This is a genomic window from Hankyongella ginsenosidimutans (genome assembly GCF_005144965.1).
In the GTDB taxonomy this organism is placed as follows: Bacteria; Pseudomonadota; Alphaproteobacteria; order Sphingomonadales; family Sphingomonadaceae; genus Hankyongella; species Hankyongella ginsenosidimutans.
In genome coordinates, this window is the sequence record NZ_CP039704.1 from 1,549,526 (window position 1) to 1,573,655 (window position 24,130).

Annotated in this window: 23 protein-coding genes and 11 pseudogenes; 17 read left to right on the forward strand and 17 right to left on the reverse strand. The window is 65.9% G+C overall.

The annotated features are described in order from the left end of the window. Positions 1–20: 20 nt before the first annotated feature. The gene (locus E6W36_RS09070; RefSeq protein ID WP_222872379.1) at positions 21–1,043 is read right to left on the reverse strand and encodes a GumC family protein; all 1,023 of its coding nucleotides are present in this window, start codon (positions 1,041–1,043) and stop codon (positions 21–23) included. Between the two features lie 202 nt (positions 1,044–1,245). Beyond that, on the reverse strand, positions 1,246–1,536 hold the full coding sequence (locus tag E6W36_RS09075) for a Wzz/FepE/Etk N-terminal domain-containing protein (RefSeq protein ID WP_222872380.1): 291 nt from the start codon (positions 1,534–1,536) through the stop codon (positions 1,246–1,248). Positions 1,537–2,704: 1,168 nt separating this feature from the next. On the opposite strand from E6W36_RS09075, the gene E6W36_RS09080 reads away from it, so the two are divergent. The 3 genes from E6W36_RS09080 (at position 2,705) to E6W36_RS09090 (ending at position 4,311) form a co-directional block, all read left to right on the forward strand. Further along, positions 2,705–3,391 (forward strand): PEP-CTERM sorting domain-containing protein, encoded by a 687-nt coding sequence (locus tag E6W36_RS09080; RefSeq protein ID WP_222872381.1) that lies wholly within the window; start codon positions 2,705–2,707, stop codon positions 3,389–3,391. Between the two features lie 204 nt (positions 3,392–3,595). Continuing rightward, on the forward strand, positions 3,596–3,817 hold the full coding sequence (locus tag E6W36_RS09085; protein WP_222872382.1) for a hypothetical protein: 222 nt from the start codon (positions 3,596–3,598) through the stop codon (positions 3,815–3,817). Positions 3,818–4,020: 203 nt separating this feature from the next. Then, positions 4,021–4,311: a PEP-CTERM sorting domain-containing protein gene (locus E6W36_RS09090; protein WP_222872383.1), complete on the forward strand. Its 291-nt coding sequence runs from the start codon at positions 4,021–4,023 to the stop codon at positions 4,309–4,311. Positions 4,312–4,884: 573 nt separating this feature from the next. Here the strand turns inward: E6W36_RS09090 and E6W36_RS23280 are convergent. From E6W36_RS23280 to E6W36_RS09105, 5 genes and pseudogenes are all read right to left on the reverse strand, one after another. Continuing rightward, on the reverse strand, positions 4,885–5,043 hold the full coding sequence (locus E6W36_RS23280; protein ID WP_425459622.1) for an acyl-CoA dehydrogenase family protein: 159 nt from the start codon (positions 5,041–5,043) through the stop codon (positions 4,885–4,887). Positions 5,044–5,248: 205 nt separating this feature from the next. After that, positions 5,249–5,395, reverse strand: a pseudogene (locus E6W36_RS23285) (acyl-CoA dehydrogenase); the annotation flags it as partial. Further along, entirely contained in the window at positions 5,395–6,078 is a 684-nt protein-coding gene (locus E6W36_RS23290; RefSeq protein ID WP_246047457.1) for an acyl-CoA dehydrogenase family protein, read from the reverse strand. The gene E6W36_RS23290 and the pseudogene E6W36_RS23285, both read right to left, overlap by 1 nt. A gap of 10 nt (positions 6,079–6,088) precedes the next feature. After that, positions 6,089–6,501: pseudogene (locus tag E6W36_RS09100) on the reverse strand (holin family protein). 3 nt (positions 6,502–6,504) lie between these two features. Beyond that, positions 6,505–7,054, reverse strand: a pseudogene (locus E6W36_RS09105) (glycoside hydrolase family 108 protein). Positions 7,055–7,165: 111 nt separating this feature from the next. Between E6W36_RS09105 and argJ the strand changes: the two are divergent. From argJ to E6W36_RS09155, 10 genes and pseudogenes are all read left to right on the forward strand, one after another. Next, a pseudogene (gene argJ / locus E6W36_RS09110) lies at positions 7,166–8,399 on the forward strand (bifunctional glutamate N-acetyltransferase/amino-acid acetyltransferase ArgJ). A gap of 116 nt (positions 8,400–8,515) precedes the next feature. Then, entirely contained in the window at positions 8,516–8,857 is a 342-nt protein-coding gene (locus E6W36_RS09115; protein ID WP_222872384.1) for a hypothetical protein, read from the forward strand. Between the two features lie 11 nt (positions 8,858–8,868). Beyond that, a complete protein-coding gene (locus E6W36_RS23295) occupies positions 8,869–9,216 on the forward strand; it encodes a VCBS domain-containing protein (RefSeq protein ID WP_425459724.1) in 348 nt (115 codons plus the stop codon). Beyond that, positions 9,132–9,602, forward strand: a complete 471-nt coding sequence (locus tag E6W36_RS09125) for an integrin alpha (RefSeq protein ID WP_222872385.1) — start codon at positions 9,132–9,134, stop codon at positions 9,600–9,602. The genes E6W36_RS23295 and E6W36_RS09125 overlap by 85 nt, the downstream gene beginning before the upstream one ends. Positions 9,603–9,661: 59 nt before the next feature. Next, positions 9,662–9,982 (forward strand): hypothetical protein, encoded by a 321-nt coding sequence (locus E6W36_RS09130; RefSeq protein WP_222872386.1) that lies wholly within the window; start codon positions 9,662–9,664, stop codon positions 9,980–9,982. A gap of 285 nt (positions 9,983–10,267) precedes the next feature. Continuing rightward, the gene (locus E6W36_RS09140) at positions 10,268–10,939 is read left to right on the forward strand and encodes an integrin alpha (RefSeq protein ID WP_425459725.1); all 672 of its coding nucleotides are present in this window, start codon (positions 10,268–10,270) and stop codon (positions 10,937–10,939) included. Positions 10,940–11,416: 477 nt separating this feature from the next. Then, on the forward strand, positions 11,417–12,013 hold the full coding sequence (locus tag E6W36_RS21995; RefSeq protein ID WP_342776866.1) for an SUMF1/EgtB/PvdO family nonheme iron enzyme: 597 nt from the start codon (positions 11,417–11,419) through the stop codon (positions 12,011–12,013). Continuing rightward, positions 11,962–12,192 (forward strand): annotated as a pseudogene (locus E6W36_RS22000) (hypothetical protein); the annotation flags it as partial. The gene E6W36_RS21995 and the pseudogene E6W36_RS22000, both read left to right, overlap by 52 nt. A gap of 90 nt (positions 12,193–12,282) precedes the next feature. Then, positions 12,283–13,275, forward strand: a complete 993-nt coding sequence (locus E6W36_RS09150) for an L-histidine N(alpha)-methyltransferase (protein WP_425459623.1) — start codon at positions 12,283–12,285, stop codon at positions 13,273–13,275. A 378-nt stretch (positions 13,276–13,653) separates the two neighbouring features. Then, on the forward strand, positions 13,654–13,845 hold the full coding sequence (locus tag E6W36_RS09155) for a hypothetical protein (protein WP_222872388.1): 192 nt from the start codon (positions 13,654–13,656) through the stop codon (positions 13,843–13,845). 19 nt (positions 13,846–13,864) lie between these two features. Here the strand turns inward: E6W36_RS09155 and E6W36_RS09160 are convergent, their stop codons facing one another. The 4 genes and pseudogenes from E6W36_RS09160 to E6W36_RS23300 form a co-directional block, all read right to left on the reverse strand. Further along, complete coding sequence (locus E6W36_RS09160) at positions 13,865–14,269, reverse strand: hypothetical protein (RefSeq protein ID WP_342776634.1); 405 nt, start codon at positions 14,267–14,269, stop codon at positions 13,865–13,867. Continuing rightward, positions 14,230–15,952 (reverse strand): annotated as a pseudogene (locus E6W36_RS22005) (S8 family peptidase). The gene E6W36_RS09160 and the pseudogene E6W36_RS22005 overlap by 40 nt, the downstream one beginning before the upstream one ends. Before the next feature lie 127 nt (positions 15,953–16,079). Next, on the reverse strand, positions 16,080–16,946 hold the full coding sequence (locus E6W36_RS09175; protein ID WP_246047458.1) for a peptide ABC transporter substrate-binding protein: 867 nt from the start codon (positions 16,944–16,946) through the stop codon (positions 16,080–16,082). Positions 16,947–17,226: 280 nt separating this feature from the next. Continuing rightward, a pseudogene (locus E6W36_RS23300) lies at positions 17,227–17,691 on the reverse strand (ABC transporter substrate-binding protein); the annotation flags it as partial. A gap of 203 nt (positions 17,692–17,894) precedes the next feature. Between E6W36_RS23300 and E6W36_RS09185 the strand changes: the two are divergent. The 4 genes and pseudogenes from E6W36_RS09185 (at position 17,895) to E6W36_RS09205 (ending at position 20,456) form a co-directional block, all read left to right on the forward strand. Further along, positions 17,895–18,885: pseudogene (locus E6W36_RS09185) on the forward strand (cysteine synthase A). Positions 18,886–18,993: 108 nt separating this feature from the next. After that, positions 18,994–19,295 (forward strand): annotated as a pseudogene (locus E6W36_RS18650) (DUF1491 family protein). A 75-nt stretch (positions 19,296–19,370) separates the two neighbouring features. Further along, positions 19,371–20,066, forward strand: a complete 696-nt coding sequence (locus tag E6W36_RS09200; RefSeq protein WP_222872394.1) for a cell wall hydrolase — start codon at positions 19,371–19,373, stop codon at positions 20,064–20,066. A gap of 78 nt (positions 20,067–20,144) precedes the next feature. Next, on the forward strand, positions 20,145–20,456 hold the full coding sequence (locus E6W36_RS09205; RefSeq protein ID WP_222872395.1) for an Hpt domain-containing protein: 312 nt from the start codon (positions 20,145–20,147) through the stop codon (positions 20,454–20,456). On the opposite strand, the gene E6W36_RS09210 is transcribed toward E6W36_RS09205, so the two are convergent. The 6 genes and pseudogenes from E6W36_RS09210 to E6W36_RS18665 form a co-directional block, all read right to left on the reverse strand. Beyond that, on the reverse strand, positions 20,453–20,776 hold the full coding sequence (locus tag E6W36_RS09210) for an amidohydrolase family protein (protein ID WP_222872396.1): 324 nt from the start codon (positions 20,774–20,776) through the stop codon (positions 20,453–20,455). The two genes, E6W36_RS09205 and E6W36_RS09210, sit on opposite strands and share 4 nt — an antisense overlap. Then, positions 20,758–21,044, reverse strand: a pseudogene (locus tag E6W36_RS23305) (amidohydrolase family protein); the annotation flags it as partial. The gene E6W36_RS09210 and the pseudogene E6W36_RS23305, both read right to left, overlap by 19 nt. Next, a complete protein-coding gene (locus tag E6W36_RS09220; protein ID WP_222872397.1) occupies positions 20,939–22,096 on the reverse strand; it encodes an amidohydrolase in 1,158 nt (385 codons plus the stop codon). The pseudogene E6W36_RS23305 and the gene E6W36_RS09220, both read right to left, overlap by 106 nt. Positions 22,097–22,214: 118 nt before the next feature. Next, positions 22,215–22,688 (reverse strand): annotated as a pseudogene (locus tag E6W36_RS18655) (alpha/beta hydrolase family protein); the annotation flags it as partial. After that, positions 22,685–23,272, reverse strand: a complete 588-nt coding sequence (locus E6W36_RS18660) for an alpha/beta hydrolase (RefSeq protein WP_246047460.1) — start codon at positions 23,270–23,272, stop codon at positions 22,685–22,687. The pseudogene E6W36_RS18655 and the gene E6W36_RS18660, both read right to left, overlap by 4 nt. Continuing rightward, complete coding sequence (locus E6W36_RS18665) at positions 23,266–24,021, reverse strand: hypothetical protein (RefSeq protein WP_246047461.1); 756 nt, start codon at positions 24,019–24,021, stop codon at positions 23,266–23,268. The genes E6W36_RS18660 and E6W36_RS18665 overlap by 7 nt, the downstream gene beginning before the upstream one ends. Positions 24,022–24,130 lie beyond the last annotated feature (109 nt).

Consider the following 24,130-nt stretch of genomic DNA (forward strand, 5'->3'; position numbering starts at 1 on the left):
GGTTTCAGCGCGGGCGTCCTTCAGCGTCTTTTGTTGACAAGCGGGACGGACGACAGGTGCGGCAGCCCGAGGTACTGCTGCACCTGCTCGGCGGAGCGGAACCCACGATCCAGCGCCTCCAGCAGCGCAATCAGTGCAACGCTGATGGCGAGCGAGAGAATGATGCCGATCGACAGGAAAACGCCGGTATTGGGATAGCTGGGATGGTTCGGGACGATCGCCTCGGAGGTTTTGCGTGCCACTGGATCTGCGGAGTCCGAATTGCCCAGCACGAACGACTTCTTGTAGCCCTCAAGCAGGCTCTCATAGAGTTGCCGGGTTGAGTTGGCCTCGCGTTGCAGCTCGCCCAGCCGGACCATCGCGCGCTCGTTGACCGCCGCCGAACGGTCGAGCTGGCCAAGCGAGGATGTCAGCGTGTTCAGCCGGGCACGAGCGACTGCAGCCTCGTTGTCGAGGTTCGACATGATGCGCCTCGACTCGGCGACGATCTGGCGCTCGACGTCGGCCATTTCCGCCTTGATGTTGACGACCGACGGGTGGAGGTCGCCGTAGCGGCTGCTCAGTTCCGCCTGCCGACGTGCGATCTCGGCCTGCTGCGCCCGCAGACGCGAAATGACGTCCGACTGCAGCACCTCGTTCAGGGTCTGCACGTCACCACCGCGTTGCAGGATGTCCGCCATCTGCTGCCGACGCGCCTCCTTCTCTGCAAGGTCGGCGCGCGCATTGACCAACTGGCTGTTGAAATCCGCGCGTTGCTGGTCGGTCATCGATTTGCCGCCGATATCCAGCAGGTTGTTGGCGGCGCGATATTGCTCGACCGCCTGTTCCGCTTTCTGCAGCTTCGTGCGCAGATCCTCGAGCTGGCTGTCGAGCCAGCTGTTGGTCCGCTTGATGCTGTCGATCCGGGTGTCGAGCTGGTCGACGAGATAAAGATCGACCAGCGTGTTCGCGAGCTCGGCCGCGCGCCTGGGCGATGTCGAGGTGGCGTTGATGCTGATCAACTGGCTCACGCCGACCCGCTTGATGGAAATCTGCCCGCGCAACTGATTGATGATCTTGACCGTCGCCGGATCCGTGGCGGGCTCGGCCTGGTCCTGCGTGATCGTCGACGCCGGCTCGTCCTTTCTCAGCCAGGACAGGGGTTGAGGTAAGACAGCAGCGAACGGCTGTCCTTGACATACTTGAATTCGTTGATGTCCTTGAGGCGCAGCTTTTCCGTCAGCCGCTCCAGCAGGGTCGAGGACTTCAGAATCTCGACCTGGTTGTCGACAAACGCCGACTCCGAAGAGGTCGGCAGATTGTTGTCGGTGAGTTCAAAACCTGCGTCGACCGGGGCAGGGCGAGAATTTGCGCCGTCGCAGTGTAGCGCGGTTCCGCCATGGCGGTCGCCAGCAGTGACAGCACCGCGCCAAGCACCACGGCGCCACCCAGTACCGAGCGCCGGCGCTTGATGACTTCAATCAGCGCCGCAACACCGTTCGGCGCAGTCGATTGTTCCGGCTCAGCGCCCGCTGACCCGAGCCGCTCCGACGCCATGAGCAGGAGACGGTTGTCATGACTGGAACTGGGCTGCCGAATCGCGGGGATCTCCATTAGACCGGTCTCCAGATTGCGGGCATGATAACATTAGACCCGAAATGATATGGCAGTGCAAAATCGAATCGGGGTGTCATATCGATCTTGCCGCCCATCCGCAATCACTGAAGGCCGCGCACAAATGCGCCTTTCCAGCCACTCTTGGCCCCAATCATAGCAGATGGCGGCCGCAAATTCGATGGATTTGACCGTATTCGGAGCGGTTGCGCCCATCTGCATGCCCCGCAGGCGAAACAGATGTCAGCCGCACCGGCAAAACAAAAGCCGCCTCAAAAGGCGGCCTTTTCGTGTTTAATCCCGAAGGATATTAGTTGGCGCGCGGCGGGATCGGAGCGCGGCAGTTGCGGCCGCCCGGAACGCGCGGCGAGGTTTGGCAGCTACCGGTGACACCCGGGCTCGGGTTGCCAATGGAAGTGCGGGCGAAAGACGGAGCAGCGGTCGAAACCGAGAGGCCAAGCGCAACGGCGGCCATCAAGCCAAAAATTTCATAAGTCACCTTTCCTGTAAAATACCTTGAACTCAGAAACCTTGGGTCCATTACCCAAAACCCGCCGTGTAGTAAACGGAAATCTGCCCGAACGGGGATTATTCTGGGTGCATGTGGGTTTTGGCGTTGTGACCCGGCGAAAAAGTAACAATCTGGTTCCTGGGTGCGACGTCGGGATGGTGTTTGCATCCGGTTTTTTGATGCGTTGCGGGATGCCCTTCACTGATTCGCGCCGCCCCTGTGTGTTTGGGCAGAACCGCGGGCCGCACAGCCCTTCTGTCTGAGCTCAGGGCGAGCGGTGAGGCGTCAAGCGGAGACGCTACCCGCAGGCCTGGCGCCGTGCATGGAGGGCGGTGCGCGAGCCTTGTATAGTGTCGCAATATATAATGTCGCTATCCAAGAATGGGCGGGGTTCGTGCAGGCGCTGGCCCATCGCTGGTCCGGGCTGCCTTCGTCTAAGAACTGTCATATTCGCATGCGCAAAATCGTCGGATTATTTTACAGACCTTTTCGTGACATTCTCCTAACATATTGTAATAAAAGTAAATTTCTGTTGGCACAATTGCTGCTTACCTAGTGGCTGATCGCGTGTGTGTATTTTTGTGTTACAGGAGCATCACAATGAAATTCGATCTGTTTAAAACTGTTGCTATCGCCGCCATCGCTCTGGCCGCCGGTTCGGCAAACGCCGCCGTGTCGGGTTCGCTGCTGTTCGATCAAACCCCGTCGTCGCCGCTGACCGGTATTGCTTCGGATGACGGCGCTGCGTTCTCGCAGTACGAAGCCGCTGACAACTTCTCGGTCGCCACCACCTCGCAACTGACCGGCCTGGTGTTCTGGGGCAACCGCCTGTCGCAGCAGACGCTGGACAACTTCACCGTTCGTATCTACGCCGACGATCCTTCGTTCCCGGGCGCGCCGAGCATCTCGCCGCTGTTCACCGCGAACCTCGGTGAGATCACCGGCGTGAATACGGTGGTGTTCGACGACGCGGGCGTTCAGGTGCTGCGCTACGAAGCCGACGCTCTGTCGGGTCCGATCCTCACCGCTGGTGAGCAATACTGGATCTCGATCGTGAACACCCTCGGCGTGCAGAACGACGACTTCTTCTGGTCGTTCGGTCCGTTCGGCGCTGACGGTTTCAACGCCGGTCGCAGCCTGCTGGGCGCTCCGGTTGACTTCGACGTCTTCGCTGACGGCGACTACGCGTTCCAGGTTTATGGCACGCAAGTTCCGGAGCCAGGTTCGATCGCCCTGCTCGGCGCTGGTCTGGCTCTGGCTGGTTTCGCTCGCCGCAAGCGCGCCTAACCGTCCAAGCATATCAAGTAAAGAAGACGGCAGCGAATATTTCGCTGCCGTCTTTTCTTTGTCTTTATGATATTTATTGTGCGACCGTATTATTTATTTGCGCAAGATCTTGCCATATTAAGCGTCTTTTTCCCTGAAGGGTCGCTGCCGGCACGATAATTTTCGTGAATCGCCATCCTGATTGTGTTATAAGGAACCTGTTATATGCAGGTGTTTCGTTTATTGGAGGGAAGTATGAAGGGTAAACTCAACGCATTGGTGCTTGGCGGCCTGGTGGCGCTGGCACCGGTAACCGCATTCGCCAACGCCGTGTTCGATCAGCTGTTTGTGTCTGACGGCGCGAACGGCATCGCTTCGGACAGCGGAAATGGTTTTCCCAGTATGAAGTCGCCGACAATTTCACGCTTGGCACAGCGTCGATCCTGACCGGCCTAGTATTCGCCGGGAACCACTTCGACCCGCAGAACAGCGCGGACAACTTCATCGTCAACATCTACGCCGACGATCCTTCGTTCCCGGGCGCGCCGAGCATCGCGCCGCTGTGGTCGCAGACGGTCGGCGATATCGCCGAGACGGCTCTTGGCGTCAGCGATGTCGATGGCAACCCGCTGTTCCGCTACGAAATTGCGGTGGCAGGTCCGGCCTTGCTGGCTGGCCAGCAATATTGGCTGTCCATCGTCAACGAGCTCGGGCAGCAAGGCGACGACTGGTTCTGGTCGTTCTCGGAGGACGGCGCGGACGGCTTCAACGCCGGCCGCAGCCTGCTCGGCGGCTTGGTCGACTTCGACGTGTTCGCTGACGGCGATCTGGCGTTCACCCTGCTTGGCGAGCCGGTGCGCGACGTTCCAGAGCCGGGTTCCATCGCCCTGCTTGGGGCTGGTCTGGCGCTGGCCGGTTTTGCTCGTCGCAAGCGCGCGTAAGACATCTCAGCCCATTCTGAAAGGCGGTGGACATGCGTCCGCCGCCTTTTCTGTGTCCGCAACAGCCTGTCCCAGATCGCCCGCGTGCCGCCAGCGCCACGGCCTCATTCTTAGAGCGATTTCCAAGCAGATGGACTCATCTTCTGGTTAAGAAATCGCGGCAAAACAAAAGCATAGAGCGGCGATCTGATTCTATCAGATCGAAAACCGCTCTAATGAGTCCTGACCCTAGACCTTGATCGTTTCAGATTGAATCAATCTGAAACGATCAAGGTCTAAATTGTTGATAAGAGCCTGATTCACGCCCTCGGTTGCAGCACATATGCTTCAACCTCAACCGACCAGGCCCTAGGCAATCCGCGCCGCCAGAGCCTGGCTCTTGTTCCTGCCAGCCTACTCGCCCGACCCGAACCCCTTCGAGCAGATGTTCGCCAAGTAAAAACTACTGCTGCGTACAGCCGTCATCGCGAGGTGCGCATGCACCGCTCATCTCTTCGTCAAGCTCAGGATGAGCGGCGCGTGGTTGGTCCAGCTCACCGCGAGCCGATCTTGCCAGCCCGCATCGGCTCACCCTCAGCCGAAGGCGGCGAGGCCGGTGATGGCGCGGCCCAGGATGAGCGCGTGGATGTCGTGGGTGCCTTCGTAGGTGTTGACGGCTTCCAGGTTCATGGCGTGGCGGATGACGTGATATTCGTCCGACACGCCATTGCCGCCGTGCATGTCCCGCGCCACCCGGGCGATCTCCAGCGCCTTGCCGCAATTGTTGCGCTTCAGCAGGCTGATGGTGTCCGGCGCCAGCAGCCCTGGTCGAGCAGGCGCCCGGCCTGCAGCGCGGCCGTGAGGCCCAGCGCGATCTCGGTCTGCATGTCGGCGAGCTTTTCTGGTAGAGTTGGGTCGCGGCCAGTGGGCGGCCGAACTGCTTGCGCTCCAGCCCGTAGCGGCGGGCGGCATGGAAGCAGAATTCGGCAGCACCCATCGCGCCCCAGGCGATGCCGTAGCGCGCCGCGCTCAGGCAGCCGAACGGCCCTTTCAGCCCTTTGACGTTCGGCAGCAGCCGGTCGGCGGGGATGGTCACATCGTCCATCACGATCTCGCCGGTGATCCCGGCGCGCAGCGAGAACTTGCCTTCGATCTTGGGGTGGAAAGCCCCTTGTCGCCGCGTTCCAGCAGGAACCCGCGGATGTCGCCGGCGTCGTCCTTGGCCCAGACCACGAACACGTCGGCGATCGGCGCGTTGGTGATCCACATCTTGGCGCCGTTCAGCCGGTAGCCGCCGTCGATTGTGCGTGCCCGTGTGGTCATCGACGCGGGGTCGGAGCCGGCGTCCGGCTCGGTCAGCCCGAACGCGCCGACCCATTCACCGCTGGCAAGCCTGGGCAGCGTGCGTTGGCGCTGCTCCTCGGTGCCGTAGGCGTAGATCGGGTACATGACCAGCGAAGACTGGACCGAGAGCGCCGAGCGGTAGGCACTGTCCACACGCTCGATCTCGCGGGCGATCAGGCCATAAGCGACGTAGGAGACGCCGGGGCAGCCATAGCCCTTCAGCGTCGCGCCAAGCAGGCCGAGCGCCCCGCATTCCTCCATGATCGCGCGGTCGAAGGTTTCGTGGCGGTTGGCCATCAGCACGCGCGGCATCAGTCTGTCCTGCGCGAAGGCGCGGGCGGTGTCGCGCACCTGCCGCTCCTCGTCGGTCAGGCTCTGCGCCAGCAGCAGCGGGTCTTCCCAGTCGCCGTTCGGCCAGCGGATGGCGTGTGCGTCAGTCATCATGGTCCCTCGGTCAGCGGTCGCTGCCTTTGATCTTGCCCCATTGCCGGGCCGCCGTATAGCCAAGGTAGCCGGTCCCGAACAGCACATAGAGCGGCTCCGGCAGGGCATTGAGGTAGGCGGTCATGCCGTGGGCGATCGCCTGCGCCGCCTCCGGGCGGACGGCGGCGATCAGCCCCATCGGCACGGACCACAAGAGCAGCAGATACATGACATAGAGGAAGCTGGGGCGGGCGCGGCTGGTCCAGGGTCGGCCGACTGCGCCTCGGCGATGATCGCAGCCATTTGCGCCTTCAGCTGCTCCAGTTCCTGGCTGCCCTGCAGGCGCAGCAGTTCCAGCTTGGCCTCCTCCCGCGCCTTGGGGTCGGGGATTACCTTGTCGATGATGCGGGTCAGCGGCCCGAGGATGAGGTCGAGGATCGCCATGGGTCAGGCTGCCAGGCCGGTGCGGGCGGCGAGCCAGCCATAGACGAAACTCGTTGGCGGGCCGCGCCTCGGCCAGCGCGATGTAGCGCGCCCCTTGCAGGCAATCGAGCGCGCGCGCCAGCACGGTCGCATCCTTGCGCACGGCCATGTAGCGTTCGAGCGCATGCAGGGTCGCAGGACCGATCAGGCCGTCGACTGCGACGTCCGGCCAGTCCTGGCCGCGCCGGTTCATGGCGTTGAGCGCGCGCTGCAGGAAGCGCACGGCAACAAGAGGCCCCATGTTGACGCCGGTGTCGAACATCTCGGCGGCGACTGCGGGTGCCAGCGGAGCGACCAGATCGAGCTTGGGCCGGGTCCAATAGTGCAGTTGGTAAATCCGGCTGGCGACCGCGCGCGGCAGGTCGCGCATCGGCCCGTCATAGCCATGCTCGCGCGCGACCGCCGCCGTGATGCCCCAGCAGGTCTCGCCGCCGCGATCATCGGGGTGGTCGACATAGCTGCCTTCGCGCGCCAGCAACGGCTCAATCAGGCTTTCGATCAGCGAACGAGTCATAAATGATCCTTTTGAGGAAATTTATATAAGCTATAAATAACCAAATAGGAACATTTTGTCAAGGCTGCTTTATCCGGTACGGGGCATCGACATCTGCACACGAGGTTCGCCATGGCCAAAATCACTGAGATTTCTCCCTTCGCGCCGGCGCAGTTCCCGGTTCTGCCGCCGGTTGCCGGGGTGGAGATCGGCGTGCTCTACGCCGGACTTCGTTACCAGCCCGGGCGCAACGACGTGCTGCTGGTCCAGCTGGCGGCAGGTACGGCCATGGCCGGCGTATTCACGCAATCCTTGACCGCCAGCGCCGCCGTGCTGCGCAGCCGGGCAGCGATGCTGGCAAGTGGCGGCCAGGCGCGCGCGCTGCTGGTCGCCGCCGGCAATTCGATTGCTGGCACCGGGCGGCAGGGCGATGCGGCCTGCGCCGAAATCATGGCGGCGGTCGCCGCGCATATCGGCGGCGCGCCGGAGCAGGTGCAGTTCGGGGCGACAGGCGTCATCGGCGAGCCGTTCCCGACCAACAGGCTGCTGGCGGCCCTGCCGGACTGCCGGCCCGGCGACTGGGAGGCTGCGGCGCGCACCATCGCCACCACGGACACCTATCCCAAGGGGCGGTCCGAACGGCGACGATCCACGGCGTGCCGGTCACCCTGGTCGGTATCGTCAAGGGGTCCGGGATGGTCGCGCCGAACATGGCGACCATGCTTGGCTACATCTTCACCGACGCAATGCTCCCGCATGCGGTGCTGCAGCCCTGCCTGACGCAGGCCTGCGGCAAGAGCTTCAACTGCATCACGGTCGACAGCGATACCTCGACGTCGGACACCATCCTCGCCTTCGCCACGGGGGCGGCGGGCAACGCTGCGGTGGCGGCGGCCGACGACCCGGCGCTTGCCGGCTTTCGCGCCGCGCTCGACGCCTTGTGCCTGGAGCTCGCGCATCAGGTGGTCAAGGACGGCGAAGGCGCACAGAAATTCATCACGATCCGGGTCACCGGTGCGGCCAGCAACCATGACGCCCGCACGCTGGGCATGGCGATCGCCAATTCGCCGCTGGTCAAGACCGCCATCGCCGGCGGCGATGCCAACTGGGGCCGCATCGTCATGGCCCTCGGCAAAGCCGGCCCCGCGATCGACCCGGACAATCTGAGCGTGGCGTTCGGCGGCATCGAAATCTGCGCCCGCAGCCAGCGGGTCGAGGGCTATGACGAGGCACCGGTTGCCGCACATCTGGCCGGGCGCGCGATCGAGATCGCGGCGGACGTGGGCGTGGGGCTGGATCGGCGACGGTTTACACCTGCGATCTGACGCACGGCTACATCGCCATCAACGCGGATTACCGCAGTTGACGGATTGCGGTTAACGGATCGTGATTTCCCGTAACGTTAGCGGATCGGTAAGGCTGTTCGCCTAGCGCTTTCGGCTCGTGCGGCGTTGTTCTCGCGTCGCCAGCTCGGAGCGCACGATGGCCAGTAATCCCGCAACCCGGTTCCAGACCTATCTGCAGGCGCGTCGGCGTCGTCGCCGGCTGGAGGCCGGCCCCCTCATGCTGTTCAGCCCTTTGCTGCTGGCGGCCTGCGGTGGTGGCGAAGCTGGCCCCTCTGGCAACCCTGCAGCGCCTGCGAACCCCAGTCCGCCAGCGCCGCCAGCCGCGCCGACTGCTGTCGCCGATACACTGGCCGTCACGCCGGGTGCGGGCACGCAGACGGGTAACGTGCTGACCAACGACACCGGGGCGACGCTTGCCGTCAGCGCCGTGAGCATAGCCGGCGGCAGCGGCGGCGGGTCGCGACGCCACTTGCCCTGAACATCGGCACGCTGACCGTCAATGCGGATGGCGGCTACAGTTTCACGCCCAACAGCGCTGCCCTGCAAGCGCTTGGCGCCGGCCAGACCGCGACGGCGCAAGTCACTTACACGGCCCAGAACAGCGCCGGGTCAGCCTCGACCACGCTGACCCTGACGGCGACGGGCGTCAACGACGCACCGGTGGCCGGCGCTGATGCGGCGCTCACCGTCGCCCCGGCTCGGCCACGACCTTCACGCCGACGGCGCCGACCGATGTCGATACCGGCGATGGTGTGCAGGTGCGGGTCGTGGCCCTGCCGGCATCCGGCACGGTCCAGCTGGCGAACGGGACAGCCCTCAGCGTTGGTGAAGTCCTGACCATCGCGCAGTTGGCGAACCTGCGCTTCATCGCCCCGTCGGCCGCGCAGGCGCAAGCGGTTGAGCTAGTGCTCGATGCGGTCGACCAGGCCGGTGCGACCGACCGTCAGACGATCAGCTTCACGATCCAGACAGGCGGCGGCTCCGGCGGGTCCGGCGGCGTGTTCGTGCCCTCGCACGTCTCGCTGGCGTTGCTTGACGGCACGAACGGCGTTGCCCTGCTGGCGGACAACGGCGCGACCCTCTCCGATCTCGGCGCAGGGCTGAGTGGCGGTGGCGACTACAACGGCGACGGCATCGCCGATCTGGTGATCGGCGCGCCGGGTGCACGCAGCGCCTACATCCTGCTCGGGGCGCGGCGTTCAGCGCCGGCAGCTTCGACCTGACCGCCGGCAACAGCCGGGTCGTCACGGTCACTGGCGACTTCGAAAGCTTCGGCACCACGGTGGCGTTCGGCGGCAATCTCGGCGGCGACGCCCGGCTTGATGAGGTTGTGATCGGCGCGCCGCTTGCAGACGGCGAGCGCGGCATCGCCTATATCCTCTACGACGCACCGGGCTCGGGCGACGTTCTGACGCTCGAGCGCATCTCCTCGATCGCCGGCAACCAGGGGCCGATTAACTTCGACAGCGGCGACCGGATCGGCGAGGCGCTGATCTACCTGGACGATTCCGATGGCGTTGGTGCGCTGGTGCTGGCCGCAACTGGGCGCGATACCCCGGCTTCGCTCAGCGGCGGGCAGCCGCCGGTCGAAGACCCGGCCTGACCTTCCTGCTGGACGGCTCGGCCATCACCCCGGACGCCCCGGCACGGATCGACGACCTGACCGCAATCGCGCGAATTCCCGGCAACGGCCAGTTCGGCGAGATCAGCTACCTTGATGCGGCCAGCGGCGACATCAACAACGACGGCGTGCCGGACCTCGTGCTGGGCAGCCCCTATTACAGCCCGGCGTCGTCGAACATCGCGCTGCCCGGCGACCTCGATGGCGGCGATTTCATCAACCAGGCCGGCGGCGTCTTCGTACGCTTCGGGCCAGCGTCAGCGCTCGATGGCGAGCGCATCGAACGGGCTGGCCGCCAGCGGCGGTGCGGACGGCTTCTCGATCACCATTGTCGAGGACCTCTCGCTGGCGGGTGCCAGCGTCTCGGTCGGCGACCTGAACGGCGACGGCATCGACGACATCGCGCTCGGCATCCCGAACACCTATGCGTTCGGCGGTGTTGGCGCGGTCGCCGTCATCTTCGGCGCCGAGGATCTGGGCACCCGGAGTGGCGGTGCGATCACCATCGGCGCGGATGGCGTTCTGCGCGGTGTAGCGGCGGGCGCTCCCGTCATAGCGGGTGTGGTGTTCACGCCGGTTCCCGAGACGGCCGGCGACGAGGTCGACACGTCGTTCGGCCTGAGTGTCGATTTCATCGGCGACTTCAACGGCGATGGTATCGACGATCTGGCGATCGGCGCACCGCAACCGGGCGCCGGGGCGGCTTATGTCGTGTTCGGGCATGAGACCTTCGCCAGCACCGTCAGTGTCGAGAATGCCGATCCGACAGCGATCCTGCGCATCGACGGTGGCATCGCCGGGACCGGTGAGCGCGTGGAGGGCATCGGCGACGCCAACGACGACGGACTTGCCGATCTGGCGGTTTCCGCTGTCGGCGCTGGCGATGGAGCTGTCTATATCGTGTTCGGCCACGATCCGGCGCTGCCACCAATCGCCTGAAAAACAGTCTGTTTCTAAAGACCCGACGCATTGATCGGCAATCCGTGAAAGTTAACGGGTTGCCGCCCGGCCTTTTCGTGCCTATTTCGTTCTCATTCTGTCGGTGAAGCCGCTGTGCTTCAGCCGCGACCGATCAGGCTCTCGAAAGGGGCAGCATGGACCTGGCGGAAGATTATGCGCGCATCCGCGCTGCGACCCTGTCCTGACCGAGGGGCTGTCCGAGGCTGACCAGACGGTTCAGTCCATGGAGGACGCCAGCCCGACCAAATGGCACCTGGCGCATACGACCTGGTTTTTGAGCGCTTCGTGCTCGCGGCGCACGATCCGGCCTACACGGCGTTCGATCCAGCGTACGACTTTCTGTTCAACTCCTACTATGTCGCCGCCGGGCCGCGCCATGCCCGCCCGCGCCGCGGCCTGCTCACGCGGCCGGCATTGGCCGACATTCACCGCTACCGCGCCCATATCGATGCGGCGATGGCGCGCCTGCTGGCGCGCGGTGGCCGGGATGTCGTGGGCCTGACGATCCTGGGGCTGAACCACGAGCAGCAGCACCAGGAGCTTATCCTCACCGATATCCTGCATCTGTTCGCGCAGAGCCCGCTGCGCCCCGCCTACACGGCGGAGCCGCGCGACCGTGCCATCGCGGCCGCGCCGGACGACTGGCTGGAGTTTCCCGGCGGCCTCGCGGCCATCGGCTATGGGCGGAACGGCTTCTGCTACGACAACGAGCTGCCGGTGCACGATGTGCTGCTGCGCCCTTACCGGCTGGCGCGTGCGCTGGTCACCAATGCGGACTGGCTGCGCTTCATGGCGGACGATGGCTATCGGCGGCCCGAACTCTGGCTCTCGGACGGCTGGGCAACTGTCGAGCGCGAAGGCTGGTCCGCCCCTGGTTACTGGGAACTGGCGGCTGATGGCGCCTGGCATCAGATGACGCTCTATGGCCTGCAGCCGGTAGTCCCTGAACGGCCGGTCAGCCACATCAGCTTTACGAGGCGGACGCCTATGCGCGCTGGGCCGGGCATCGCCTGCCGCTGGAAAGCGAGTGGGAACAGGCGGCTGTTCCCTTGAACGGGGCCGAAGCGCCGGGGCTGACCCCGTTCATCACGGCGGCGTTGGCGCGGTCTGGCAGTGGACCGCGAGTGCGTACACGGCCTACCCCGGCTATCGGCCGGCGGCCGGTGCCATCGGCGAATACAACGGCAAGTTCATGGCGAACCAGATGGTGCTGCGCGGCGGCTCCTGCCTGACGCCGGAGGGCACAGCCGCCCGAGCTACCGGAATTTCTTCTATCCCTTTCAGCGCTGGCAGATGACCGGCCTGCGATTGGCGGACGACGTATGAGCCTTCCCACGACCCTGCGAAAAGCCTCGCCAGGCAACCCGATGCTCGCCGACGCGCTGGAGGGGCTTTCCCGGCCCCGGAAAACCTTGCCGTCCAAATATTTCTACGATGCGCATGGCTCCGCGCTGTTCGTGCGGATCACCGAATTGCCGGAATATTATCCGACCCGGACCGAGCTTGCCATTCTGACGCAGGCCGCGCCGCGCCTGGCGCTACTGGCAAAAGATGTCGGCACGGTCGTCGAGTATGGCAGCGGCGACGGGCGCAAGTCGCAGGCGCTGCTGCAGGCTTTGCCGTGCTGCAAGGCTTATGTGCCGGTGGAGATCTCCGGCGATGCCCTCGTCGGCCAGGTTGCGCGCCTGCGCGCGGCGCTGCCTGCGCTGACCGTCATGCCCTTAGAGGCGGATTTCACCCATCCCTTCAAGCTGCCGGCAGGCTTGCCATCCGGGCCGCGCATGGGTTTCTTTCCCGGCTCGACCATCGGCAATCTCGTTCCCGCCGATGCCGTCGATCTGCTGCGCGGTGCCCAGGAAACGCTGGGCGATGATGCGCTGTTCGTGCTCGGGGTCGATCTGAAGAAGCCGCTCGAACGGCTCATCCCGGCGTACGATGATCCCGCCGGCGTCACAGCCGCTTTCAACCTCAACCTGCTGGCGCGCCTGAACCGCGAGCTGGGGCGGACTTCATGCTCGATCGCTTCCAGCACAGCGTGCGCTACGACGCGGGGCGCGGGCGGATCGAGATGCATCTGGAGAGCCTGTGCGACCAGGAGGTGGCGCTCGGCGGTCAGCGCTTCACGTTCCGCCGCGGCGAGACGATCCACACCGAGAACAGCCACAAGTTCACATTGGAGGAAGCAAGCCTGCTGGCGCGCGCCGGCGGCTGGGAGCCTGTTGAGACCTTCTGCGACGCCGAGAACCTGTTCGCTGTCCTGCTGCTGGCGGCCACACGCCGGGACCAGCCGTAAAACCGGACAGGTTGAGGTATAGAGCGATTTCCAGTCAGATGGTATCATCTGACGATTAAGAAATCGCGGCAAAACAAAATCATAGAGCGTCCGATCTGATTCCATCAGATCGAAAACCGCTCTAGCAGGCTGCTGAAAAGTGATTTCCAGCACTCCAAACGCACAGCCGTCACCCCGGCGAAGGCCGGGGTCCATGGCTAACGCCTTATATTCGTTGTATATATATGCTCCCATGGATTCCGGCCGGAGTTTATCCTCGTTAGGGGCCGGAATGACGAAATGGAGCTATATAATTCCACTTTTCACCAGCCTGCTAGGCCATCATCTCCCCTCCCCAGAGGGAGGGGCGACGCGACTCAACCTGATGTCATCAGCCCGCTAAAACGGCGTCGACCATGCGATGACGCCGCCGGTGTCGCTGTCTTCGCCGGCGGTGTGCCCGGGGTTGGAGCGACGGAACAGGCTGGCCTCCAGCGTGCCGAAATCGAACAGCCTGCGGCGGTACGCCGCCTCGATGGCGATCTCGCGCCCGGTCGGCGCCAGGCTGGCGCGTCGATCTTCGAAGCGCGCGATGCCGTCGATGGCGTCGTAGCCGACCGGGACGTTGAGGTTCAGACCCCGGTCTCGACCCGCAGCGGCTGGGAAACCCGAATACCCAGCCGATCGCCGCGGCTCAGCACGTCGGCGCCGATAATGCCGGCGCTGAAGCGGCTGGTGGTCAACCGGTCGACGCTGCTGACCAGCGACATGTCTGACCCGGCGCCGGGTTTGACCATCCCGACTTCGCCGGCAAGCGCCAATCGCCACGTGCCGACCAGTCCAAGCGTGGCGTCAAGACCGAGCGTACCATTGTAGGATTTGCGCGGCAGTGCCAGGCTGCTGGCGGCCGTGGTGCCGAGCAGGCTGCGCTCCTCCTTGCCGAAGCCAAGCGAGAGGCCGAGTTCGGCGCGCTCGTGGGCCTGCGAGAGCCGGACCGTCACGCGCCCGGCCTTGGCGGTGCCTGGCGCAACGCCCACTGGCTGTCGCGTTGCAGGTTGCGGTTCTGACCCGTGCTGGCGGTCAGGCCGATCCGCAAACCTTCGGCCCTGCGGCCGATCTTGCCGGTCGCCGCGAAGCTCAAGGTGCCGTTGGCCATTCGGCGTGAAGGGATCGTACTGCTGGTCGGCGACATAGTTGAGCTGCGGCGCCGGCGGCGCGAGCCCTGCGAGCAGGCCCTGCGGCGCGACGCCGAGTCCGGCCGCAACCTCGGCGCGCTGCCCGAGACGAAAGGTCGCCTGCCCACCCAGCGGCGTGCGGATGCTGGATGTCTCAGCCAGGCTGAGCGCGCGCCAGGCTGTCGCCTCGCGCCGGTCGAGAAGGTCAGGCGCAATGCCGTTCTGGAGGAAAGCCACTGCTCTTCGATATGGGCGCGCCGCTGCAGCTGGCGCGCCAGGTCCAGCTTGCTGGTGACCGCCCGGACGTTGGGCCCGAGGTTGACGGAAAATGCGCGGTTGAAGCGGTCGAGGACGACCACGTCACGCAGCGCCGAGCCAAGCTGCGCCCCATTGCCGAGTGCGCCGCCCAGGGCGATGTCCGCCTGGCTGAGGGAGACGAGGGTATCCGTTCCGGCCAGACGGGTCGACCCCTGGGGCTGGAAGGCGCGCGCGATGTTAAGACCGCCACGGCCGAACACCGGGTCCTGACCAGGGCTGCCGAGGTCGGTCGCCGAGCTCAGCAGCAGATCGACGAGCTGGCGTGAGGTCAGGGTCGGAAAGGCATCCGCCAGCAGCGCCAGCGCACCGGCGACATGCGGCGCGGCGAAGGACGTGCCGCTGACGATGAACTGTTGCGCGCCGATGCCGGTGGCCCGCACGTCCTCTCCCGGCGCCGTGAGATAGACGGAGGCATAGTCGCCGGCGGCGTTGGAGAAGTCGGCGAAGGCGCCGTCCGTACGCTGGCGCCGACGATGACGACCAGCCCGGTCCCCGCTGCGGCGTTGGCGAGGCTGACCGGCAGGCTGTCAGGGTTGCCGCTCGAATCGTTGCCGGCAGACACGACGACGATCACGCCGGCCGTGGTCGCCCGGCGCACGGCGGCGGTCAGGCGGGCGTTGGCCGGCGAACCGCCCAGCGACAGGTTGACGACGCGGGCGCCAGCCGAGGTCGCAAGGTCGATGCCGTCAGCGATGTCGTCGTCCAGATAGGTGCAGCCGTCGTCGGTGCAGGGCTGGTTGTTGTCGGCGCGCGCGATGAGCAGGTCGGCGTCGAATGCGACGCCATGGGTGGCAATGTCGTTGCGGGCGCGGCGGCGATTGCGGCGACCAGCGTGCCATGCCCGTCCGGGTCCTGCAGGGTGCGGTTGCCGAACACATCCCGGCTGGCGGCTGCAATGCGCCCGGTGAACTCGCTGTTGTTGAGGTCGATGCCGGAGTCGACGATGCCAATAGTTACGTTGTCTCCGGTGGCGCCGGCTTCATAAGCGGGGATCGGCTGCACCACGGCAAGGCTGCTCGATCGTTGGTACTCCGCTGTATCGAAGGCGCTGGCGGGCGGCGGCGGTGCGGGCGGCGGGGTTGCAGGTGCCGAAGGCGTGACGGCAGGCGCGGTCGGCGACCCGCCGGACGATCCGCCGCATGCCGACAGGCCCGCGCTCGCTGCGACGGCCAGAAGAAGCTTTGCCATCCGGGCGTTCAACACAACGCTCGTCCCCTGCATGGCCATCCATACACTTGAGCGGTACCCCCGTAAGCCACTCCTTTTCCGACAGGCTACCCAGATTCGCTTTGAAATGGAATGCTCATGCGGCGACGCGAAGCGACAAAAATTACAGCCTCTTCGATTCAAATGCTTATGCGCCTTTTCCACCCCAACGTAGTGAGGAGGCCTGCACCGCGCCGGCACTGCTGGGCGACCAGCCCTCGACTTCGGCGCGCAGCAGGCTCCAGCGGGCGGGAACGAACAGCGGCAGGAACGGCATGTCCTTCAGCATCGCCGCCTCGGCCTTCTGCAGCTCGGCGGTGCGCTGCACGATGTTCGGCAGTGATTGCGCCAGCGTTATCATGGCGTCCGCGCCAAGGTTGCAGTAGCGGCCGAAATTCTGCGCTTGCCCGCACGCGAACACGCGCAGGAACGGCAGCGGCGAGTCGACGCTTTCCACCCGCACGTCGAACGCCATGTCGAAATCTCCGGCCTTGAGCGTGGCGGCCTGGCTTTCCGGGCTGCGGGCGAGCGCGCGGACAGCAACGCCCAGCGGTGCCCAGGCTTCCGCGACCGCCTGGATGACGGAACGCGCTTCGACACCGTCGACGAAGCTGATCTCGATGCGCAGCGCATTGGCTTCGGCGTCATCCGGTGACATGGCGGCGGTCGCCGCCTCGCCATAGCCGGCCTCGATCAGCAGCCGGCGCGCTTCCGTCTGACGCTGGGCCAGGCTCCAGGCGGCCCAGTCCGGCGCGGTCGGGCTGGCGTAACCGGTGACCGTCGGCGGCACCAGGGACACAAGCGGCAGCATCTCGCGCATGTTGAACAAGCGGCCGACAAGTGCGGGCCTGTCGATCGCCATCGCCAGCGCGCGCCGCACCCGGGCGTCGGCGAGCAACGGCCGCTGCAGGTTGACCGTCAGGCCGACCGCGCCGAGAGCAGGGGTCGCGCGGAAGCTCTGCACGCCGCCGATCGCGCGCGCATCGGCGACGCCCTCCAGCGCGCCGCCGAGCACGGCGTCGACGGTATTGCTGCGAAAAGCCTGGATGGCCCTCCGTGCTTTGGAAGGGCAGGATGCGCAGGTTCCAGGGCTGGTCCGGGCGCGGCTGACCATGGTTGGCGAGGTCGTAGTGGATTTGCTTGGGATGGTCCGACTTCGGGGTCTTCTCCGCCGTCAGCCGGTACGATCCCAGCGCGAGGCGGCCGTTTTCTCGTCCCTTCACGCGCATCGGCCGGGTGATCGCGAGATTTGGTTCGGCAAGCAGCGCCAGCAGCGCCGGCGCAGGGCGACTGAGACGGATTTCGATCACATCCGGGGTCAGCACATGGACCCCGAGCGCGCTGAGCGGTTTGCGGCGCTCGCGCACTGGCACGGCGCCCTCGATGGCGTCCAGCTCCCCGAGCGCCGGCAGGTCCGGCCGGTCGCGAATGGAACGCCGCAGGCTCGCCGCTGCGTCGATGCCGGTGACATCCTTGCCGTCCGGCCATTTCGCGGGTTTCAGTCGGAACAGGTAGCTGAGGCCGTCGTCGCTCACGCGCCAGCTTTCCGCGACGCCCGGCGTCAACTGGCCGCCGCTCCCGATGCGCAGCAGCCCGAGGTGCAATTCGCCGGCAATCAGGCGCTCAGCCGGGCTTTGAGCCTGCAAGGGGTCGTCCGAGCGGACCTCGCCAAGGATGGCGATACGCAGGGCGGGCGCATCGGCCGGATCCGTGCCGCCGTTGCAGCCGCCGAGCGCGGCCAGCGTCGAGGCAAGCGCCATCGTCACCAGGCGCTGGCACCAGAGGCCGATACGGGGAAGGATTGAGGAATGCGACAAGCCCCTGATCAGTGAAATGAGCCGCCTCACTTTAGAGGAACAGGTTCCAGTCCGTCCACACTTGGGGCTTATCAGTCATTGCTGCCTCGCTGGTTGTCGAGCATCGGCTTGGCCGGTAAGGATTGCCGGAATAACAGGAGTATCCAATGCCCCAAAGCCTGCCCCGCCGGATTGACGAACTCGTCGGCAATACGCCGCTGGTCCGATTGAATCGGGTCTCGGACGCCACCGGCTGCGAGATTTACGGCAAATGCGAATTCCTGAATCCTGGCGGCTCGGTGAAGGATCGGGCGGCGCTGTTCATCATCCGCGACGCCGAGGCGCGGGGACTGCTGAAGCCTGGCGGCACCATCGTGGAGGGCACGGCCGGCAACACGGGGATTGGTCTGGCCGTCCTTGGCAATGCGCTTGGTTACAAGACCGTGATCGTCATGCCGAACACCCAGTCCGAGGAGAAAATCGCCACCCTGCGCGCGCTCGGTGCGGAACTGGTGCTGGTGCCGCCTGCACCTTACGCCAACCCGGACATTATGTGCACACCTCGCGCCGGCTGGCCGAGGAGACGCCGAATGCGGTCTGGGCGAACCAGTTCGACAATACCGCCAACCGCCTGGCCCACATCAAGACCACGGCCGTCGAGATCTGGGCGCAGGCCGATGGCAGGGTGGACGGCTTCACCTGCGCAGTCGGCTCAGGTGGAACGCTGGGCGGCGTCGCCTTGGGGCTGAAGGCGCAGAACGCAGATGTGCAGATCGCCCTCACCGACCCGATGGGGCCGGGCTTTATAATTACTACGCCTGCGGGGAACTGCGGGCGGAAGGCTCTTCGGTTTCCGAAGGGATCGGCCAGAATCGCATCACCGCCAATCTTGAAGGCGTGCCGATCGACCGCTGGTACCGGGCGACGGACGAGGAGGGCCTGGCCCACGTCTACAGCCTGATGCAGCATGAGGGGCTGTGCCTCGGGCTGTCGTCCGGCATCAATGTCGCTGGCGCTGAAAAACTGGCGCGCGATCTCGGCCCTGGACATCGGATCGTCACCATCCTGTGCGACTCGGGCCGGCAGTATCTTTCGAAGATTTTCAACCCCGACTGGCTTCGCGCCCGCAACCTGCCGACGCCGCCCTGGATGGCCTGACGGGCGCAGGGCGGCGCTAACGACTGGTTTGGGAGGCGCAATGGTCCCCGGCTTAACAGCAAAACATGGGTGCAGGCTGTGTTGCGACGCAGCATGGGCCTCGGTGTGATGGCCACAGTTTTACACCACGGTGACGATTCGGCGGGGTCTGTTCTGGTTTTGGCCATGGATTCCGGGCGCCGGGCAAAATATTTTCGGCCACGACGCTGCCCGACGGCGCGCGCGCCTGGCTGGCGATTTCGGGAGAAAACCTGGTGTCTGAGGCGGATGCCATGACCCAGATCAACCGGCACCTCGATCGGGACCCCGACCTTTGGGTGCTTGAAATCGAGACCCAAAATGTGCAATCAATCCTGCCCGAGCCAATGGTGCCGCTGCGAAGAGATAATCCGCAGTTAAGAGGCGACTGAATATACCAAGGCTCGCGGCGCGTAGCGGGGACCAATCCGTGCGCGTCATTTGGATCAACAGCTAGGGTAACATGGATGACGAAGCGCTTTTCACGGCCGCTCGTGGTGTGCGCTATTTTGGTCAGCTCCGTTGCATTGACCGCTTTCGCACAGTCCCCACAGCCGGCTGAAACGCCGACCCAGACCATCGCCGAAAATACCGAAACGCAGATTGTGAAACTGTCGGCAGACGCGACGCAATTCTCCCTTGCACCGCACCTGCCGCTGACGCCCATCAACAACGACGATATCGAGCGCGCGTCCGAGCGCCTGAAAACCGATGTCATGCCGGGGCCGCCGGTCCAGCAAGCTGCCTTGCGCAGCGCTGCGTCCCTGCGCGCCATGATCGCGGACGCCGCCGCGCGCATACCGGAGAGCATGGACGAGGAGATGAAATGCCTGGCCCAGGCCGTGTATTTCGAGAGCCGCGGTGAGCCTTTGATCGGCCAGCTCGGTGTGGCGCAGGTTATCCTCAACCGCAGCAAGGATCCGCGCTTTCCGTCCTCGGTGTGCGAAGTCGTGCACCAGCGCGGCACGAAATCCGCCTCCGGCTGCCAGTTTGCCTTCGCCTGTGACGGTCGTTCCGATCAGCCGCCGGCGACCTCTGACTGGCAGGTCGCCAAGTCCATTGCTTTTATCGCTTTAGAAGAGGCCTGGCACGACGTCACCGGCAAGGCGATCTTCTTCCACGCCAAGCGTGTAGCCCCCAGTGGCGGCATCGCATGGAAATGACCGCCACGCTCGGCCAGCACGTTTTCTACCGCCCATGACCCCGGATATCCCGTCCGATCTGCTTGAACGCTATCGGACGTGGGCGTCTACCGCCAAGGCGCAGATCGGTGCCGCGCTGGGGCGCACGATCTGTCGGCGCGCCATGAGGCGTTCGAGCTGGCGCATAGCCTGGCAGGCGTCGCCGGCAATTTCGGCGAGCCGGCGCTTGGACGCTGGGCCGCCGCCTTGTGCCGCTACCTGCGCCGCTGCGGCGAGGCTGCGCCGGATCCGGCGATCCTCGCGCAGTTCGCGCACGTCTATGCGCACCTGCAGGATGACCCCTGGCGCGGTGGACCTGACGGCGCTGGAGGCCTATTCCAGGACGGCCGCTTAGGGTGTGCCGCTGGTTAGAGCCGGTGCAGTGCCTGCCCGTCGATCATGGTCAGAACCGTCTGCGCTTTCAGGATGTCGGCCGGCGCACAGGTCATGAAATCGGCGCTGAAGGCGCTGATGTCGGCGCGCTTGCCGGGCTCCAGCGTGCCGACCTCCGCCTCCCGCCCGACCGCATAGGCGGCAGCACGGGTGAACAGGGCCAGCGCCTGTGCGCGGCTGAGCGTCTGGTCCAGCCCCAGTCTGACCCCGCTGTACCGTCCAGCGCGTGGCGGTGGCAGGCGGCATAGAATTCGATGCGCGGATCGCCGACTTCGACCGGCGCATCCGATCCGCCGCACACCGTCGCGCCGCTCTCGATCAGGCTGCGCCAGGCATAGGCTCCTTGCAGCCGCTCCGGGCCAAGCCGTGCTGGCACGAACGGCAGGTCGCCGATCGCATGCGAGGGCTGCATGGAGGCGATGACCCCTGGGCGGCAAAGCGTGCAATGTCATCCGGGGCGATCACCTGGGCATGCTCGATCCGCCAGCGCGCATGCGATCTACCGGGGCCCAGACTTTCCGCAAACCAGTCCAGCACCGCACGGTTGCCGGCGTCGCCGATGGCGTGCGTTGCGACCTGAGCCCCTGAGGCTTTGGCGCGCGCATAGACCTCGAGCGCCTGCGCGCGCTGGGTGACGAAGAGGCCGCGCAGCGCCGGTGCGTCGCTGTAGGGGCCAGCAGCGCCGCCCCGCGCGAGCCGAGCGCGCCGTCCGCATAGACCTTGACGCCACGCAGCCGCAGCCGGTCGCCGGCTTCGCCGCGCGGCCCTTTCGCCAGCACGTCCTCCGCCTCGCCGACATCCATGTAATGGTCGGTGCGCAGGCGGGCTGCACCCTGGGCGGTCAGCGCCTCGAGCAGCCGCAGGCTCTGGCGGTCGACACTCATGTTGTGCGCGCCGGTCCAGCCGCGCGCTGTGTACAAGGCATCGGCGCGCCGCAACGCCTCGCGCACCCGCGCGTCGTCCGGCGTGGGGAGGATCGGCGCGATCAGCTGCTCGGCGTTGTCGACCAGCAGGCCGGTTGCAGCCCCCGGCGTCGCGTTCGATCCGGCCGCCGGCAGGGTCGGGGTTGAGTCCGTAATGCCGGCAGCAGCAAGCGCCCGGCTGTTGGCGACGCCGGCGTGGCCGTCCGCGCGCTGCAGGTAGACCGGCCGATCCGGGACGACGGCGTCCAGGTCGGCACGTGTTGGCGTGCGGCGCTCCGGCCAGTGGGTCTCGATCCAGCCGCGGCCGCTGATGATCCCGCCGGGGTTTGCCTGCGCCCAGGCGCCGAGCCGCGCCATGGCGTCCGCGAGCGAGGTTGCCGGCGCGAGGTTGAGGGTCAGCTCGCGCATGCCGACGCCGGTCAGATGGACGTGGCTGTCGACGAAGCCCGGGAAGGCGGCCGCACCGCGCAGATCGATCAGCGCGGCATTCGCTGCCCGCCTGCGCGCCTCGGCCAGCGGCCCTGCAAACGCGATGCGCGCGCCCTCGACCAGCAGCGCCTCGACCCGCGTCGCGCCGACGCCGGTATAGATCGGGCCACCGGTGATCAGGGTCCGGGCCACGGCGGCGCGCGCCGGCAGGATGGCGAACGCCGCCCCGGCCGCCAGCAGTCCGCGACGGCTGAAGGGCGCGGTCATTGCGGGTTGAACAGTTTCTGGAGGAACAGGGTCTCGACCGCGCGGCGCAGATCGTTGTTGGGCTTTTCAGGAAGCCGTGGCCTTCGTCCGCGAACACGACGTACCAGGTCGCAAGGCCCTGCGCGCGCAGCTTCTCGACCACCTGGTCGCTCTCGAACTGCGGCACCCGCGGGTCGTTGGCGCCCTGCATCACCAGCATCGGCTTGGTGATCTTGCCGACGTTGGCGATCGGCGCGATGCGCGCGAACACCTGCTGCATCTTCGGGTCGCGCTCGTCGCCGTATTCCGCACGGCGGTTGTCGCGGCGGTAAGCCTCGGTGCGCTCAAGGAAGGTGCGGAAGTCGGAGATGCCGTAGCGCTCGACGCCGCCGACCAGCCGGTCCGAATAGAAGGTCATGGATGCCAGCGACATGTAGCCGCCGTAGGACTGGCCGTAGACCGCGACCTTCCGGGCATCGAGGTTGGGCTGGCGCGCCACCCAGTCGAGCAGGGCGCCGATGTCCTTGACCGAGTCCTCGCGCTTTTCCGCATTGTCGAGGTTCAGGTAGCGGGTGCCGTAGCCATCACTGCCGCGCACGTTGGGCAGGATCACGGTCGCCCCAGAACGTCTGCGAAATACTGCGCGCCGGGGTTCCAGCCGGGCCGGGTCTGCGCTTCCGGGCCGCCGTGGATGTCGATGATGACCGGTGTGCGGGCGTCCGCTGCCACACGGACCGGGCGATAGACCAGTGCCGGCACCTCAAGCCCGTCGAACGACTTGAACCGGATCAGGCTCGGCTCGGCGAGCTGCGCCGGATCGAGCGGCCCGAGTTCGGAGGTGGTCCAGCGGGTCAATTGCCCGCTGGTCACGCCCCAGGCCCAGGTGTCGCCTGCCGAATTGGCGGTCTGCAGGCCGATGGCGAGGGTTGCCCCGTCGTCCGTGAATTTCAGCGCCGTCAGCACGCCCTTGGGCAGGTCCGGCTGCGGCAGGGCGCGCCGGGTGATCCGGTCCTGCACCACGACGCGCGAGAAACCGTCCTCGTTGATCGCATAGGCCAGGATACGGCCATCCTTGCTGAGCGCGAAGGCCTCGACGTCCCAGGTCAGCGGCGGTGTGACCGGGGTCGCCTTGCCGGTCGCGATGTCCAGCTCGATCAGGCGGCGCACGTCGCTGTCGAGGTTGGAGATGGTCAGCACCGCGCGCCCGTCGTTGACGAACTGCGGGTCCTCATAGCGCGCCGGCTTGGATTTCGGCGCGATCCGCGTCGACTGGCCGCTGGCGATGTCGAGCAGGTAGAGCTCGGTCTCGCGGTTGGAGACGCCGCGCGCCAGCAGGGCCGTCCTGTCGTCCGCACGGATGTCCGCCGGGCTGATGGCACCGGGGAAGCGGAAGATTTCGCGCCGGCTGGCCGGGTCGTTGGGGCTGGCGGCCAGGATCGTGTAGTCGCTGGCCCCTTGGTCGCGCGCGACCAGAGCAGCAGCGTGCCATCCTGGCTGAACACGGGGGCGAGGTTGCGCGTGCCCGGCTCGGTCAGCCGGATCGGCGGCTTGCCGGCTTCCATCAGCTCAAGCTGGAACCATTCGTCGCCGCCGGTGTCCCGGCTGAGGATGAAGCGGCTGCTGCCGGGCACGGCGACGGCATCCGCCACCGGCTCCGGGAACCAGGTCAGCTGCGCCCGTGCGGCACCCGGTGCCGCGACCCGGTGCAGCTGGCTGGTGTCGCCGAAGCGGGTGGTGATCAGCATGGAGCCGTCGGCCAGCCAGTCCTGGAATTGCGCGCTGCGGTAGCTCTGGTAGCGCTGGACGGCGGCATCGACCGCCGCCGGGATTTCGGGCACGTTCTGGAGCGTCGCCGTGCCGATCTGCCGGGTCGTGACCGGCGACTGGGCAAGGGCCGGCGCGGCAAGCGCCACCACGATCGCAAGGGCCAGAGACTGCTGCTTCATCCCGCACTCCTGTGTATTTTTATTGCGCAATGAGCGATGCCTGCCGGGCGAAGTCAAGCGGCTTCTCTACGCAAAACCGGCACGGGTTCCGCGCTGATGGTCCGCGTGC